This window comes from Salinivibrio sp. ES.052, assembly GCF_900141775.1.
GTDB lineage: Bacteria > Pseudomonadota > Gammaproteobacteria > Enterobacterales > Vibrionaceae > Salinivibrio.
Window position 1 is genome coordinate 214671 of sequence record NZ_FSRI01000001.1, and the last position, 15318, is coordinate 229988.

14 protein-coding genes and 1 tRNA gene are annotated in these 15318 nt (G+C 51.1%); 12 read left to right on the top strand and 3 right to left on the bottom strand.

Going from position 1 to position 15318, the window contains the following annotated elements; genetic code table 11:
• Positions 1–168 precede the first annotated feature (168 nt).
• Positions 169–4059, top strand: a complete 3891-nt coding sequence (gene purL / locus BUQ98_RS01000; protein ID WP_074212087.1) for a phosphoribosylformylglycinamidine synthase — start codon at positions 169–171, stop codon at positions 4057–4059.
• 150 nt (positions 4060–4209) lie between these two features.
• On the top strand, positions 4210–4548 hold the full coding sequence (gene glnB / locus BUQ98_RS01005; RefSeq protein ID WP_025673037.1) for a nitrogen regulatory protein P-II: 339 nt from the start codon (positions 4210–4212) through the stop codon (positions 4546–4548).
• Between the two features lie 102 nt (positions 4549–4650).
• Here the strand turns inward: glnB and BUQ98_RS01010 are convergent, their stop codons facing one another.
• A complete protein-coding gene (locus BUQ98_RS01010) occupies positions 4651–5268 on the bottom strand; it encodes a DUF6198 family protein (RefSeq protein ID WP_074212088.1) in 618 nt (205 codons plus the stop codon).
• A 505-nt stretch (positions 5269–5773) separates the two neighbouring features.
• Here BUQ98_RS01010 and glyA point away from each other — a divergent pair.
• The 9 genes from glyA to pgpA all read left to right on the top strand — a co-directional run bounded on the left by glyA (position 5774) and on the right by pgpA (position 13172).
• Complete coding sequence (gene glyA, locus BUQ98_RS01015; RefSeq protein ID WP_074212089.1) at positions 5774–7024, top strand: serine hydroxymethyltransferase; 1251 nt, start codon at positions 5774–5776, stop codon at positions 7022–7024.
• A gap of 174 nt (positions 7025–7198) precedes the next feature.
• Positions 7199–7648 (top strand): transcriptional regulator NrdR, encoded by a 450-nt coding sequence (gene nrdR, locus BUQ98_RS01020; RefSeq protein WP_074212090.1) that lies wholly within the window; start codon positions 7199–7201, stop codon positions 7646–7648.
• Positions 7645–8793 (top strand): bifunctional diaminohydroxyphosphoribosylaminopyrimidine deaminase/5-amino-6-(5-phosphoribosylamino)uracil reductase RibD, encoded by a 1149-nt coding sequence (gene ribD / locus BUQ98_RS01025; RefSeq protein ID WP_074212091.1) that lies wholly within the window; start codon positions 7645–7647, stop codon positions 8791–8793. The genes nrdR and ribD overlap by 4 nt, the downstream gene beginning before the upstream one ends.
• Positions 8794–8799: 6 nt before the next feature.
• Positions 8800–9462, top strand: coding sequence for a riboflavin synthase (locus tag BUQ98_RS01030; protein WP_074212092.1), 663 nt, complete (start codon positions 8800–8802; stop codon positions 9460–9462).
• A gap of 10 nt (positions 9463–9472) precedes the next feature.
• Complete coding sequence (gene ribBA / locus BUQ98_RS01035; RefSeq protein ID WP_074212093.1) at positions 9473–10582, top strand: bifunctional 3,4-dihydroxy-2-butanone-4-phosphate synthase/GTP cyclohydrolase II; 1110 nt, start codon at positions 9473–9475, stop codon at positions 10580–10582.
• 122 nt (positions 10583–10704) lie between these two features.
• Positions 10705–11175 (top strand): 6,7-dimethyl-8-ribityllumazine synthase, encoded by a 471-nt coding sequence (ribE, locus tag BUQ98_RS01040; protein ID WP_025673041.1) that lies wholly within the window; start codon positions 10705–10707, stop codon positions 11173–11175.
• Positions 11176–11640 carry a transcription antitermination factor NusB gene (gene nusB / locus BUQ98_RS01045; RefSeq protein WP_074212094.1) on the top strand — a complete coding sequence of 155 codons (465 nt, stop codon included), beginning with the start codon at positions 11176–11178 and terminating at the stop codon, positions 11638–11640.
• A gap of 61 nt (positions 11641–11701) precedes the next feature.
• On the top strand, positions 11702–12691 hold the full coding sequence (thiL, locus tag BUQ98_RS01050; protein WP_074212095.1) for a thiamine-phosphate kinase: 990 nt from the start codon (positions 11702–11704) through the stop codon (positions 12689–12691).
• Complete coding sequence (gene pgpA, locus BUQ98_RS01055) at positions 12678–13172, top strand: phosphatidylglycerophosphatase A (protein WP_074212096.1); 495 nt, start codon at positions 12678–12680, stop codon at positions 13170–13172. Before thiL ends, pgpA begins: the two co-directional genes overlap by 14 nt.
• 18 nt (positions 13173–13190) lie before the next feature.
• On the opposite strand, the gene BUQ98_RS01060 is transcribed toward pgpA, so the two are convergent.
• Together BUQ98_RS01060 and BUQ98_RS01065 are read right to left on the bottom strand one after the other, a co-directional pair.
• Positions 13191–13266 (bottom strand) — tRNA-Arg (locus tag BUQ98_RS01060).
• A gap of 50 nt (positions 13267–13316) precedes the next feature.
• On the bottom strand, positions 13317–14450 hold the full coding sequence (locus tag BUQ98_RS01065) for a flagella assembly protein FlgT (protein ID WP_074212097.1): 1134 nt from the start codon (positions 14448–14450) through the stop codon (positions 13317–13319).
• A gap of 211 nt (positions 14451–14661) precedes the next feature.
• Between BUQ98_RS01065 and BUQ98_RS01070 the strand changes: the two genes are divergently transcribed.
• The gene (locus tag BUQ98_RS01070; protein ID WP_074212098.1) at positions 14662–15297 is read left to right on the top strand and encodes a FlgO family outer membrane protein; all 636 of its coding nucleotides are present in this window, start codon (positions 14662–14664) and stop codon (positions 15295–15297) included.
• The last annotated feature ends 21 nt before the right edge of the window (positions 15298–15318 follow it).

Genomic DNA, 15318 nt, shown 5'->3' on the forward strand with positions numbered 1-15318 from the left:
ACACTTTTGCCCTATAATGGCGGCCGCTTGTTTAAAAGGCTAGCGCTTAACGGGCTTTTACTCTGTTCACCATTGCGGTAACGCGTGTGGTGATACCCAAGTTATCATGCCAGAGCGCGATAACTTAGGTATCCCCTTTCATTTACCGCTAACGAGAGACGTACGCACATGGATATTTTGCGTGGATCCCCCGCACTGTCTGAGTTTCGTGTCAACAAACTGCTAGCGAGCTGCCAAGCTCATCAGTTACCGGTGACGGCACTGTATGCTGAGTTTATTCACTTTGCTGATTTACAGCATCCGTTGGATGCGGCTGAGCAAGACAAACTGGAAAAACTTCTAGCCTATGGGCCCACCCTCTCTTCGCATATGCCTGATGGCACTTTGTTTCTCGTTACTCCGCGGCCAGGCACTTTGTCTCCGTGGTCATCAAAGGCAACCGATATTGCCCATAACTGCGGCTTGGATGCGGTTAAACGCTTAGAGCGCGGAACCGCGTACTATATCCAATTATCGGCGCCATTAAGTGATGAGCAACACGCGACCTTAATCGGATTGTTGCACGATCGAATGATGGAAAGTGTGTTCGGTGAGCTAGAAGCCGCAGCGGTGCTGTTCGAACAAGCGGAACCTACGCCGATGCATAGCGTGGACGTTCTCTCTGGTGGTCGAGCCGCTTTAGCTGAGGCTAACCAAGCTTTAGGGCTGGCACTGGCAGACGATGAAATCGATTATCTGGTCGAGAACTTCACACAGTTAGGACGCAACCCTAACGACATTGAATTAATGATGTTTGCGCAAGCCAACTCTGAGCATTGCCGACACAAAATATTCAACGCCGATTGGACCATTGATGGTGAGAAACAGCCCAAGTCGCTGTTTAAAATGATCAAAAACACCTACGAGCAGACACCGGATAACGTCCTCTCTGCGTATAAAGACAACGCAGCAGTGATGACTGGCTCAAACGTGGGGCGCTTTTTTCCCACCCCAGACAGCCACACCTATCAGTATCATCATGAACCTGCTCATATTTTGATGAAAGTCGAAACCCATAACCATCCGACGGCTATTTCGCCTTGGCCGGGCGCGGCAACGGGGTCTGGCGGTGAAATTCGTGATGAGGGTGCGACAGGCTTGGGCGGCAAACCCAAAGCGGGATTGGTTGGTTTTTCTGTTTCGAACTTAAAAATTCCCGGCTTTATTCAGCCTTGGGAACAAGATTATGGTAAGCCAGAGCGCATTGCCACTGCGCTCGATATTATGTTGGAAGGTCCGTTGGGCGGTGCTGCGTTTAACAACGAATTTGGACGGCCTAACTTACTCGGCTACTTCCGTACCTATGAGCAGTGGGTGACCTCCCATGCCGGAGAAGAAGTGCGCGGCTATCACAAGCCCATTATGCTTGCCGGTGGGATGGGAAATATCCGCGATGAGCATGTGCAAAAAAATGACATCGACGTTGGCGCAAAATTGATCGTGCTGGGCGGGCCTGCAATGAATATCGGTCTTGGCGGTGGGGCGGCATCGTCCATGGCATCAGGCCAGTCGGCAGAAGACTTGGACTTTGCCTCGGTGCAACGTGAGAACCCAGAAATGGAGCGTCGCTGCCAAGAGGTGATTGACCGTTGCTGGCAGCTTGGCGAGGACAACCCGATTGCCTTTATTCATGATGTGGGCGCCGGTGGCCTCTCGAATGCGATGCCAGAGCTGGTCGATGATGGCGGCCGCGGTGGACGCTTTAACCTGCGTGATATTCCTAATGATGAGCCGGGCATGAGCCCGCTCGCCATTTGGTGTAACGAGTCACAAGAGCGTTACGTGTTAGCCGTAAAACCCGAAAATATGCCGCGTTTTGAAGCCTTGTGTGAGCGTGAGCGCGCCCCTTATGCGGTGCTTGGTGATGCCACCGACGCGCGCCATTTGTCACTTAGCGATAGCTATTTTGACAATATGCCCATCGATATGCCGATGGATATTCTGCTGGGTAAAGCGCCCAAGATGCATCGCGACGTTACGCGTCAGCAAGTGACAGGCACCGCACTTAACACCCAGGGTATTGAACTGGCGGAAGCTTGTGAGCGTGTTTTACGTTTGCCTGCGGTGGCGGAGAAAACCTTCTTGATCACCATCGGTGATCGCTCGGTGACCGGGCTGGTGGCGCGTGACCAAATGGTCGGCCCCTGGCAGGTGCCGGTCGCGAACTGTGCGGTCACTGCGGCCAGTTATGACAGCTACCACGGCGAAGCGATGGCGATGGGCGAACGCACCCCTGCTGCCTTGCTCGACTTTGCTGCCTCGGCCCGTATGGCGGTGGGCGAAGCACTGACCAATATCGCCTGTGCTGATATTGGCAGCCTGACCAACATTAAGTTGTCTGCTAACTGGATGTCTGCGGCTGGGCACCCGGGCGAAGACGCTGGTTTGTACGAAGCGGTCAAAGCCGTGGGTGAGGAGCTGTGTCCGGAGCTGTCATTGACCATTCCGGTGGGTAAAGACTCGATGTCGATGAAAACCCAATGGCAGCAAGAAGGTGAAAACAAAACCGTGACGGCACCGATGTCGCTGATCATCACCGCTTTTGGGCGCGTAGACGATGTGCGCCGTACGGTCACGCCACAATTGCGTACTGATAAAGGTGACAGCCACCTGATTGCGATTGATCTCGGTGACGGGGCGCAGCGTCTGGGCGCGACCGCGTTGGCGCAGGTGTATCATCAACTGGGTGATCAGCCTGCCGATGTCACCAGCAGCGCGCGCCTAAAAGATTTTTTCCATGCGATGCAAACCTTGGTGGCAGAACAAAAGCTGCTGGCGTATCACGACCGTGCCGATGGCGGCTTGTTCGTGACCTTGGCAGAAATGGCGTTTGCCGGTCACACGGGCATTGATGTAGATATTGCCCGCTTAGGTGACGATGCCTTGTCGGTGCTGTTTAACGAAGAGTTGGGCGCAGTGATCCAAGTGACCGCGCAAGATCTTGAGCGCGTCAATGCCGTGCTAGCGGAGCATCAATTGACCGCATGCAGCCATCTGATTGGCGGCTTAAACGGTAGCGATGAGATTATCTTGCGTCACGGTGAGGCACCTGTCTATCAAGCCAGTCGCCAGTACTTACGTCAGATTTGGGCTGAAACCACGTATCAGATGCAAGCGCGTCGTGACAATCCCGATTGTGCGCGTCAGGAATTTGATGGCAAGCAGTCGGACGATCCCGGTTTGCACGCCTCGCTGAGCTTTGATGTCCACGAAGACATTGCAGCGCCGTATATTGCCACCGGCCAGCAACCGACCATGGCCATTTTGCGTGAACAAGGCGTTAACTCGCACGTAGAAATGGCAGCCGCCTTTGACCGTGCCGGATTTAACGCCGTGGACGTTCACATGAGTGATATTCTTTCAGGGCGGGTCAGCTTGGACGGTTTCCAAGGGCTGGTGGCCTGTGGCGGTTTCTCTTACGGCGATGTATTGGGCGCCGGTGAAGGTTGGGCGAAATCGATTTTGTTCAACAGCCGCGCGCGCGACCAATTTAGTGCTTTCTTTAGTCGTGAAGACACGTTGGCACTTGGCGTGTGTAATGGCTGTCAGATGCTTTCGAACCTGCATGAATTGATCCCAGGGGCGGCGCACTGGCCACGGTTTGTCCGCAACGAGTCTGAGCGCTTTGAAGCCCGCTTTAGCATGGTGGAAGTGCAATCGAGTCCATCGGCCTTCTTTGCAGGGATGGCGGGGTCACGCATGCCCATTGCGGTATCGCATGGTGAGGGCCGCGTGGAGGTGCGCGATGCTGAGCATTTGGCGGCGATTGAAGCGTCCGGCACGGTGGCGCTACGTTACACCGATAATCACGGCCAGCCAACACAAGCGTATCCGGCTAACCCGAATGGCTCACCAAATGGCATTACCGCGCTGACCACTGAGTCGGGTCGCGTCACTATTATGATGCCGCACCCAGAGCGAGTATTCCGCACCGTAGCGAACTCTTGGCACCCAGACGATTGGGGCGAAGACAGTGCGTGGATGCGCATGTTCCGCAACGCGCGGGTGACCTTGGGTTAGCCATTAAATGTGATATGAGCCGCCATCGTTTGGCGGCTTTTTTGTGTTATACGTGAATCGATGGATGATTTTTTATCCTGCTGCGATACAATTTCAGTTAAACAATTGATCCATCAGGACCGGCCAGTGGCCAACGAGAGGGATAACAGAATGAAAAAAATTGAAGCCATCATCAAGCCATTTAAACTCGATGACGTACGCGAAGCACTTGCAGACGTCGGTATTACCGGAATGACCGTCTCAGAAGTGAAAGGTTTTGGTCGCCAAAAAGGCCACACTGAACTGTACCGCGGTGCGGAGTATATGGTGGATTTTCTTCCCAAAGTGAAGCTCGAGGTGGTGGTGAGTAATGACGTGGCAGAGCAGTGCGTTGATACCATTATCGATACCGCACAAACCGGAAAAATAGGGGACGGTAAGATCTTTGTTTTTGATGTTGAGCGTGTAGTGCGTATTCGCACCGGTGAAGAAGACGAAGAAGCAATCTAATCGCGTGCTTGCAGTCGATACCGCTAACAGCAAAAAGCCAAGCATTCTGCTTGGCTTTTTTGTTTTGCTTAGTCTTGTTGTATTGATTGGCGTTGAGGTCGCTTAAACGCCTGGATGAGCGGGGTGCGCCTGATAGCGCCCGGGCTTGTGGTTCATCGCCAAAACCAAATTGAGCACAACCGCGCCAACCACAGACCACATCAGCAGATCCCGGTCGATGAGGAAGAAAGATAACGCGAGAATAGAGCAGTCGATGCCCATTTGTAGCTTTCCTGCCGAGATCCCAAACTTGTCCTGACAATAGAGCACCAGGACGTTAAAGCCGCCCAAGCTCGCGTTGTGGCGAAAGATCATCAGCATCCCAACCCCCATCAACAATCCGCCGACCACGGCACAGTAGGCGGGAGCGAGCCAAGTGATTTCGAAAAAATAAGCAATGTGATCAGCCATGACGGAGACGGCGCCACCCGCGAATAAACTTCGGACAGCAAAGCGCGGGCTCATTCTAAACCAAGCCATCATGTAAAAAGGGCAGTTACAGAGAAAATACAACGTACCGAACGATAGGTCGGTAAATTGACTGAATAACAATGCGAGACCTGTCGTGCCCCCTGTTAACAACCCGGCCTGCTGTAAAAAAAACACCCCTTGAGCGACCAAAAAAGCGCCGGAGGCGATGGCAATAATGTCTTCTTTCAAGCTGTGTTGATAACGGCTCACACGGCTTCTCCCTACAAAAATGTCAACAACAAAAAAGGCCGCCAAAACCCATGTGGGCCGGCGGTGAAAAAGGTTTTTGGGAATTTCGGGCGCGCATTTTATCGCCAATGGTGATTGATAGGAAGTCAATGGGGTAAATAAGCTGATCTTAAAACGTCAGTATTGTGATACTCCGCTGTAAAATCTTTACACTGTATTATTTAAAGTGCAGGCGTAAGCGAAAACAGACCGATTTAAAAGAAAAAGTGTGGCACAGGCTACCTGATAGGAGGGATTTTTTGTAGAATGGGAAACGCAGTCATGGCGGTGACGAAAACGTTTGCGTAGCGCCGCTGTAGTGAACGATTTTCCTTGGCTTAATCGCTTTGATTTGTCATGTTAAGGCGACTAAGCCAAGGCGTGATCTAAGCCATCACACCTGTACACATTTTTGCTAGGTGATTTGAAAGAGCCCTAGCTTCGCTTTTTGGGTAATTGCCCGCCAATGTTAAGTCAGGAGAGACAAATGCTAAAGCGTGACATGAATATCGCGGATTATGATCCAGCGCTGTTTGCGGCGATGGAAGAAGAAAGTACGCGCCAAGAAGAGCATATTGAGCTGATCGCCTCAGAAAACTATACCAGCCCACGCGTGATGGAAGCGCAAGGCTCTCAACTGACCAACAAGTACGCGGAAGGCTATCCCGGCAAGCGTTATTACGGCGGTTGTGAATATGTAGATAAAGTCGAGACATTGGCCATCGAGCGTGCTTGTGAACTGTTTGGTTGTGAATATGCCAATGTTCAGCCGCATTCTGGCTCACAAGCTAACAGCGCGGTATATATGGCGCTATTAAACCCAGGTGATACGGTGCTAGGTATGAGCTTGGCACACGGTGGGCACTTAACCCACGGCTCTCCGGTTAACTTTTCGGGTAAACACTATCATGTTGTCCCGTATGGCATCGATGAAGCCGGTAAAATTGACTATGAACAAATGGAGCAGCTAGCGCTTGAGCACAAACCCAAAGTGATCATCGGTGGTTTCTCTGCCTACTCACAAGTGGTGGACTGGAAACGCATGCGTGAGATTGCTGATAAGGTCGGCGCTTGGTTCTTTGTCGATATGGCCCACGTTGCTGGCCTCATTGCTGCAGGCGTCTACCCGGATCCTTTACCACATGCGCACGTGGTCACCACAACGACCCACAAAACACTCGCGGGCCCACGTGGTGGTCTGATCTTGTCGAACGCGGGTGAAGACATTTATAAAAAGCTCAATTCAGCAGTATTCCCAGGGGGGCAGGGTGGTCCGTTAATGCACGTGATTGCCGGTAAAGCGGTGGCGTTCAAAGAAGCGATGGAGCCTGAATTTAAGGCCTACCAATCACGTGTTATTGATAATGCACGTGCGATGGTAAAAGGCTTTCAAGCTCGCGGGTATAAAATCGTATCGGGGTCAACGGATAACCACCTGCTGCTCGTGGATCTAGTTGACAAAAATATCACTGGCAAGGAAGCAGACGCAGCACTAGGCGCGGCGAATATTACGGTGAACAAAAACAGTGTACCGAACGATCCGCGAAGCCCGTTTGTGACATCGGGGATCCGAGTGGGAACGCCTGCGATTACGCGTCGTGGCTTCACCGAAGACGATGCCGAGCAGCTCGCGCACTGGATGTGTGATGTGCTAGATAACATTAACAACGAGCAAGTGATTGCAGAGACAAAAGAAAAAGTCCAAGCCATTTGTCGTCGGTTACCTGTGTATGCCTAACGACGGGTAGGCAATCTGTATGATAAGTCAGGCGCCTTGGGGCGCCTTTCTTATTTGTTAGCCTATCTGTGACCCTGTTTGGGGCACAAAACCATTATAAAGTCCTCTTAGATAGGCTTTTTCATCTTCGCAAATCGGTTACACTAGCGGGATGATACTGAGGAGGCGACGCTCATGCACTGTCCATTCTGTGGTACCACCGATACCAAAGTGATCGATTCTCGGCTCGTAGCCGATGGTCACCAAGTTCGCCGTCGCCGCCAATGTTTGGCGTGCGCTGAACGTTATACGACGTTCGAAACGGCGGAGTTAGTCATGCCACGCGTGATAAAAACCAACGGGAACCGAGAGCCGTTTGATGAGGAAAAGCTTCGAGGCGGTATTCAGCGAGCCTTAGAGAAGCGCCCTGTCAGTGCGGATGATATTGAAAAGGCGATTAATAGTATTAAGTCGCGTTTACGCGCTACTGGAGAGCGAGAAATCGGCTCAGCGATGGTCGGTAATTTGGTGATGGAAGCACTCAAAGAGCTGGATAAAGTCGCTTATATTCGCTTTGCCTCTGTCTACCATAGCTTCGAGGATATTCGCGAGTTTGGTGAAGAAATCGCGCGGTTACAAAAATGACAGCCAGTCACCAAGATCAAACAATGATGGCACGAGCCTTAACGCTTGCCGCTAAAGGCCGGTATACGACAACGCCAAACCCCAATGTTGGCTGTGTGATCACGAGTGGAAATACCATTATTGGTGAGGGTTATCACGCCTTTCCTGGCGAACCGCATGCCGAAGTTCACGCCTTAAAAGCGGCCGGTGACAACGCCAAAGGGGCAACGGCCTACGTGACACTAGAGCCATGCTCGCATCATGGTCGTACACCGCCTTGTTGTGATGCTCTGATTGCCGCTCAAGTCAGCCGCGTGGTGTGTGCAATGCAAGATCCCAATCCACAAGTTGCCGGGCGTGGTATTGCGCGCTTAAAAGCAGCAGGGGTCGAGGTAGCCGTGGGATTAATGGCAGAGCAAGCTAAGGCACTCAATCCGGGCTTTATAAAACGTATGAAAACAGGCATGCCCTATGTGCAATTAAAGCTCGCGGGCAGCCTTGATGGGCGCACGGCGCTGGCAAACGGCGAGAGTCAGTGGATTACAGGGGCTGCTGCCCGTGCCGATGTGCAGCGATGGCGCGCTCAAGCCAGCGCGATCTTATCGACCAGTGAGACCGTGCTGGCCGATAATCCAAGCTTGAATGTTCGTTCAACCCAACTCCCCGATGATGTACAGAATGCATACCCCAAGGCGGATCTTCGCCAGCCAACGCGAGTGATCCTTGATAGATATAACCGTACATCACCAGACGCCACGGTCTATCAACTGAGTGGGCCGGTGATCCGGGTTGTTGACCAACCGAGTGATCACCTTTGGCCTGAACAGGTTAGCGAGTGGATCATGCCCGGTGCTGGCTTGGCGGAAATACTCCAGGTATTAGCAAAACACAATATGAATACGGTTTGGGTTGAAGCGGGCGCAACACTGGCTGGTGCCTTACTTACCGACGCGTTAGTTGATGAACTGATAGTGTACCAAGCGCCCGTTTTGATGGGAGCAGATAGCCGGCCATTGTTGGCTTTAGAAGGCTACCAGACTATGTCAGCCCTGACGCGATTTCACTTTGATGAGATCACGCCCGTGGGAGAGGATATACGTATGCGTGCCACCCTTTCAGAGCATGCGAGTAAAGCGAGCTTGCAACCGTTAAACAGGCAAAAATAGACCACTATGTTTACTGGAATTATTGAAGCCGTCGGCCGGATTAGTAAGCTGACGCGTAAAGGGCAAGACATGACGCTCACTGTAGACAGCGGTGCGCTGGATTTATCAGACGTTAAACTGGGTGATAGCATTGCAACTAACGGGGTGTGCTTGACCGTCGTCGCATTGACCGCAACGGGCTATAGCGCAGATGTTTCCTCCGAAACCTTGGCGCGTTCGTCACTGGGCGCCTTGTCGGTAGGAGATAGCGTCAATCTTGAAAAAGCCATGCTACCTACCACCCGTTTTGGCGGCCATATGGTTTCGGGGCATGTTGATGGCTTGGGAGAGGTGACGTCCGTTAACCAAACTGGCCGCGCCTGGGAGTACTGGATTGCATTACCGCCTGAACTCGCCAAGTATGTGGCATTGAAAGGCTCTATCACGGTGGATGGTATCAGTTTGACGGTGAACGAGGTGAACGGCAGTACGTTTAAACTCACCATCGTACCGCACACGGCTGAGCAAACCACTATTCAGCACTTTGCGCCTGGGCGCAAAGTAAACATCGAAGTCGATGTCATTGCCCGTTACCTTGAGCGATTGATGCTCGGTGACAAGGCCGCTGAACCGACACAATCAACGGGTGTCAGTCTAGACACATTGGCCCGTTCCGGCTTTTTGAAATAAGGAATTCAAGATGGCAATTAGTAGCGCCCAAGCAATCATCGATGATATTCGCCAAGGTAAAATGGTGGTATTGATGGATGACGAAGATCGCGAGAATGAAGGCGACTTAATCATTGCAGCAGAAGCGATTACGCCAGAAGCAATCAACTTTATGGCGACCCATGGTCGAGGTTTAATCTGCCTGACGCTGACTCAGCAACGCTGTGAACAATTGGGGTTGCCATTGATGGTATCAGATAACAATGCGCAATTTTCGACAGCTTTCACTGTCTCTATAGAGGCGGCAGAAGGCGTGACCACCGGCATTTCGGCGGCGGATCGTGCGCGCACCGTTCAAGCAGCGGTTGCCCCAAATGCAAAGGCGGCAGACTTGGTTCAGCCGGGCCATGTGTTCCCCTTGATGGCGCAAGAAGGAGGCGTGTTAACGCGTGCGGGCCATACCGAAGCCGGCTGTGATTTAGCCCGCCTTGGTGGCTTTGGTCCTTCATCCGTGATTGTCGAGATCCTTAACGAGGATGGCACCATGGCGCGTCGCCCCGACTTAGAAGTGTTTTGTGACCAGCACGGTATCAAACTTGGCACCATTGCTGATCTGATTGAATACCGTAATCTCAACGAGACCACCATCGAGCGGGTGGCGTCTTGTAAACTGCCGACGGAATTTGGTGAATTTGATCTTGTGACTTATCGTGACACTATTGATAATCAAATTCATTACGCTATGCGCAAGGGTGACATTACGGATGAAGCTACGCTGGTCAGAGTGCACTTGCAAGACACCTTCACCGACCTATTACGATCGGATCGTACGGCAGAACGTAGTTGGGGACTGACTCGCGCGATGAAGCGGATCAGTGAAGAAGGCGGTGTGCTAGTAGTTTTGGGTAAAGAAGAGTCGCCCGAGTCGATTATCAGCAAGATCAAAGCGTTTGAAGCGCAAGATAAAGGTGACAAACCGGCGGGGGCTAAATGGCAGGGCACCTCACGCCGAGTTGGGATTGGCTCACAAATATTGGCCGATTTAGGCGTCAAACAAATGCGTTTGCTCTCTTCATCAACGAAGCGCTATCACGCGCTGTCAGGGTTTGGTTTAAACGTAGTCGAATACGTGACCGAATAAATACAGAGAGAAACGGTGGGATATTGGCATTTTTCCCAAGACACTGAACATGGTGTCAATGGTCAAAAGTATGCTAGAATCGCGCGGTTTCTCATTCCGGAAAGCAAGTCACAGGAAGGCTCATGAACGTAATCGAAGGTGCATTTGCCGCGCCTAATGCGCAGGTTGCTATTGTTATCTCTCGTTTTAACAGTTTTATCAACGAGAGTTTGCTAGAAGGTGCGGTTGATGCACTCAAGCGCCAAGGCCAAGTCAACGACGATAATATCACCGTGGTACGTTGCCCCGGTGCTTACGAGTTGCCTGTGGTGACCCAAAAGCTGGCAAAAAGCGGTCGTTATGATGCGATTGTAGCACTAGGGTCAGTGATCCGCGGCGGCACACCGCATTTTGACTATGTTGCCGGAGAATGTAACAAAGGGTTGGCACAAGTGGCACTGGAATATGAAACCCCAGTTGCTTTTGGTGTGCTGACAGTAGACACCATTGAGCAAGCGATCGAACGCGCAGGTACCAAGGCTGGTAATAAAGGGGCAGAGGCTGCACTGAGCGCGCTTGAAATGGTGAATGTTCTGTCCCAAATTGAATCCTAAATGGGGGTTAAAGTGAAACCAGCCGCACGACGTAATGCTCGCCAATTCGCCTTGCAAGCCATCTATACATGGCAGCTCGCTAAAGGAAATGTCGCAGATATTGAAGCGCAATTCTTGGCCGCAGATAAATACGAAGAAGAAGATGAGCACCAAAAAAACGAGCCGCTTCTTCGTGAACCGGAAACAGACGTTGCGTATTTTCGCAATCTTTTCAGTGGCGTAGCGCTTAGCCACCAAGAGCTTGATAGTAAGATGCGTCCGTATTTGTCTCGCCCCTTGCAGGATCTTGACGATATGGAGCACGCTCTATTGCGTCTTGCGATGTATGAGCTGATAAAGTGCGATGATGTCCCCTATAAAGTGGTCATCAATGAAGCCATTGAGTTGGCCAAGCGCTTTGGTGCAGAAGACAGCCATAAATTCGTTAATGGCGTCTTGGATAAAGCGTACCCTCGGCTACGTTAATCCCTCCTAACTAGGCCAGCATTGCTGGCCTTTTTCTTGATCTAATCCGATAAATAGTTTTATGACGCGTAACGAATTTGATTTAATTCGCGATTACTTCGCTCGTCAACCAGTTAATCGTCGAGATGTCGCCCTTGGCATTGGTGATGATTGTGCCATTACAGAGGTACCTGAAGGCTGCCAACTGGTAGTGACCACAGATACGTTAGTGGAGGGCACGCATTTTCTTCCTTCAGCCAGTGCATCCGATGTAGCCCATAAGGCATTAGCCTCCAACTTAAGCGATCTCGCGGCCATGGGGGCCATGCCTGCTTGGTGCTCGCTCGCATTAACCTTACCTGACCCGGATGAAGCCTGGGTAGCAGGGTTCTGCCAAGGGTTTTCCGCATTAGCTGAATACTTTCAAGTGCAGTTAATTGGTGGAGACACCACGCGAGGTCCAAGAAGCATTACCATGACGCTTCATGGTCATGTGCCCAAAGGACAAGCGCTTACTCGTTCAGGCGCTAAGCCAGGGGACTGGATCTATGTCACGGGGACGTTGGGAGAAAGCCAAGCTGGGCTTGATTATTTGCTTGGTAAACCCATTGTTGATCAAGGGCGCGCCAATGGTCTGATTAACCGACATTACCGATCTCAACCCCGCATCGTGGTGGGGCAATCGCTACGTGGTATTGCGTCGTCAGCGATAGACATTTCAGATGGCCTGCACGCAGATTTGATGCATATTCTCAAGGCCAGTGATGTTGGCGCACAAATAGAGGTCACGCAGCTACCGGTGTCTGAACGTTTACGCGAGGACGTTGATAGCGAAACGGTAGCACAAAAACTGGCACTGACCAGTGGTGAGGAATATGAACTCTGCTTTACGGTGCCTGAAATGCACCGTGGTACATTAGAGACCGCGCTCAACCATAGCGGAGTCAATGTGCAATGCATAGGTCAAATCAATGGAAGCCAAACGTTAGAGCTGGTGGCGGAAGGAAAGCCACTCGATTGGGTGCTTTCAGGTTGGGATCATTTTAAGGAGCCACATTGTGACGAATCCTAAGCACCGCTTGTCGTTGACCAACCCCTTTCATCTATTAGCATTAGGGTTTGGTAGTGGTTTATCCCCGATCGTGCCAGGCACCGTCGGAACACTGTTTTCCATCCCGTTTTATCTCGTGTTTGTTACCTATGGTGGAGGCGTTGGGCTTTGGCTAGCCATTGTCGTCGGTAGCCTCGCTGGTATTGCGATCTGCGGGCGTGCATCGACAGATATGCAAGTTCATGACCATGGTGCCATTGTTTGGGATGAGTTTGTGGGTTTCTGGTTGACCATGGCTCTTGTCCCAACAACGGATTGGAAAACAGTATTGGCTGGTTTTGTTTTATTCCGTGTGTTCGATATGGTGAAGCCTTGGCCGATCAGCTGGTTAGACAAGCATGTTCATGGCGGATTGGGGATCATGATTGATGATATTCTCGCTGGCGTGATGGCAATGTTTAGCCTTTGGCTTCTTGTGACCTATATGTCCGGGCTTTTCTAGATTTATTGCCAATAAAGTTGGCGCTCCCACAGGGACTCGAACCCCGATCGATCGCTTAGGAGGCGACTGCTCTATCCTGTTGAGCTATGAGAGCGTACTGCCATTATACGTAAAAACAGGCGCGATTTAAGCGCCTGTTTTCATTTAGTTTACCCCTTTGGTCACGATATCACCGATTTGAATGCTACCGGTTAAGTTGTTCGGCTGAACAACCGCTTCTGCACTGCTTTCATAGACGCGAGCAACAGTCAGTGTGATACCACTTTTTCGACGCTGAGTGCGAACAATCCCCAAATCATCGGTGAAAGAAGCCACGTGCCAGAGGTTTAGTTGATCCCCTTGTTTTACACCGTTGATACGACCGACATTGATTTGTGCAATACTTTCTTTTAGCGACACAATTTTCGGTTTACTGGCTCGGCAAGCGAGGGAAGACTCGAGGTCCAGTAAGATGTTACGGCTCATTCGTCGTGCCATTTGCCCATACGGAGACTGCCAAAATCGCGCGGTTTGCGTATCGACTTGACTGTGGCGTTCAAATGGCCACTGAGCCACATCACGATATCGACGTTGGAAGATCACTTCACCACTTTCACTGTCCATCGCTTGCACGTTAATCGCTAATTGACGATTATTTTGAGCCTCGCTAAATCGGGGGCTCTCTGTGGTTGCGGACAAATCGGTGATCGCGCCCGTAACGACAAATTGTGCATCCTTATCTTCAGCCAGCATAGACGCCGCACGTGGCCTGTTGGGAGAAATATCAACATTGGCAATCCCGCGCCCGACAAAGCTTTGTGCATGTTGTTTAATCTCACGGTTTAAGAGCACCGAAAAATCATCACCAAATTGATAGATACCCCCCAGTGCTGCTTGTTGTGGTGAGATAATAGGAAATCGGGTTAAAACGATCCCCTTTCTGTATTGCGTTTTGTGGCAAGCGTTTGCCGATGGGTAGATATCTAGCCGCAGGTTAACCACATAATTGCCACCTTGAGTACCTTCTTCAAGTACTTGAACCTCGCGGACGGCATTGCCACTAAACTGATAACCAGGTTTTACTTGTGAGTAAAAACGTTTGAGCTGCTGCAAGCTACCCACGTCGGCACCGGCAAATTGTATGGCATCAAATGTCGCCGCTTCCAAGGCCCGCATACGCGCGGCTTGCTGGCTTTCCAGAATGGGTGAACTGGCTGATACCTCATACCAAGCGGCATGAGTGAACGGAGCGATAGCAAGGCTGACAATCAGTGTTAACCGCGCCAAAAAGGTTTTCATAGTCAAGATCTCACTTAGTGGGTATGGAAATTGCTTTCACTTTATTAACGCGTAGGGTAACGACCTACCAATAAGATGACGCAAAGACGCTGATGCAAGTTGTGTTCCTAAATGGGGGCTAGCAATCCAGGGTAAAGGTTTATCGACATTGACCGATACAGTAATTCACACACTTGTCTCACATCGATGACTGATCGCGGAGCATGATAGGATGAAAAAGTGGATAGTGGCGATAGTAGCGCTATTGGTTACAGGCTGCGCTTACACGCCGATTTATAACGGCAAAGAGCCGTATTCGGGCAGTGAGTTCTTTCTCAAGCAGCGACCACGCCACACTCTTGACTATTTTTTAAATAGCATGGCGGATGAGCTTTTAGCGACGAATGCGTACCTGACTGCAAGGACACCTCTGGCCGTCACCTCATTTGTCGATTTACAAAAAATGGACGAAACGAACTGGTTGGGAAATACCGTCACTGAAGGGCTTATCTATCAGATGCAGCGCCGTGGTTTTACTGTTATTGACTTTAAGTCGACGGGAGCCATCCGAGTGACAGAAGAGGGCGATTTCACGATCAGTCGCGATTGGAAAGAGTTAAACCCAGAACAGCAAATTGAGTATGTATTGACCGGCACCATGTTGCGTCAAGGCGGTGGCGTGTTAGTGAATGCGCGTGTCATCGGCATGGAATCTCGCGTTGTAGTTGCCTCGGCACAAGGCTTCTTACCTGCCGATCGCATTGGTCGTGATATCGATAGCTTATACAAGGTACGTAAGCGTGATGGGGTGATCATTAGAGATGATCAAAATCGCGTGAAACGGGAAACCGTGGTGCTTAAGCCCTAGTTCGGGAAAAAGTAAGGTAGA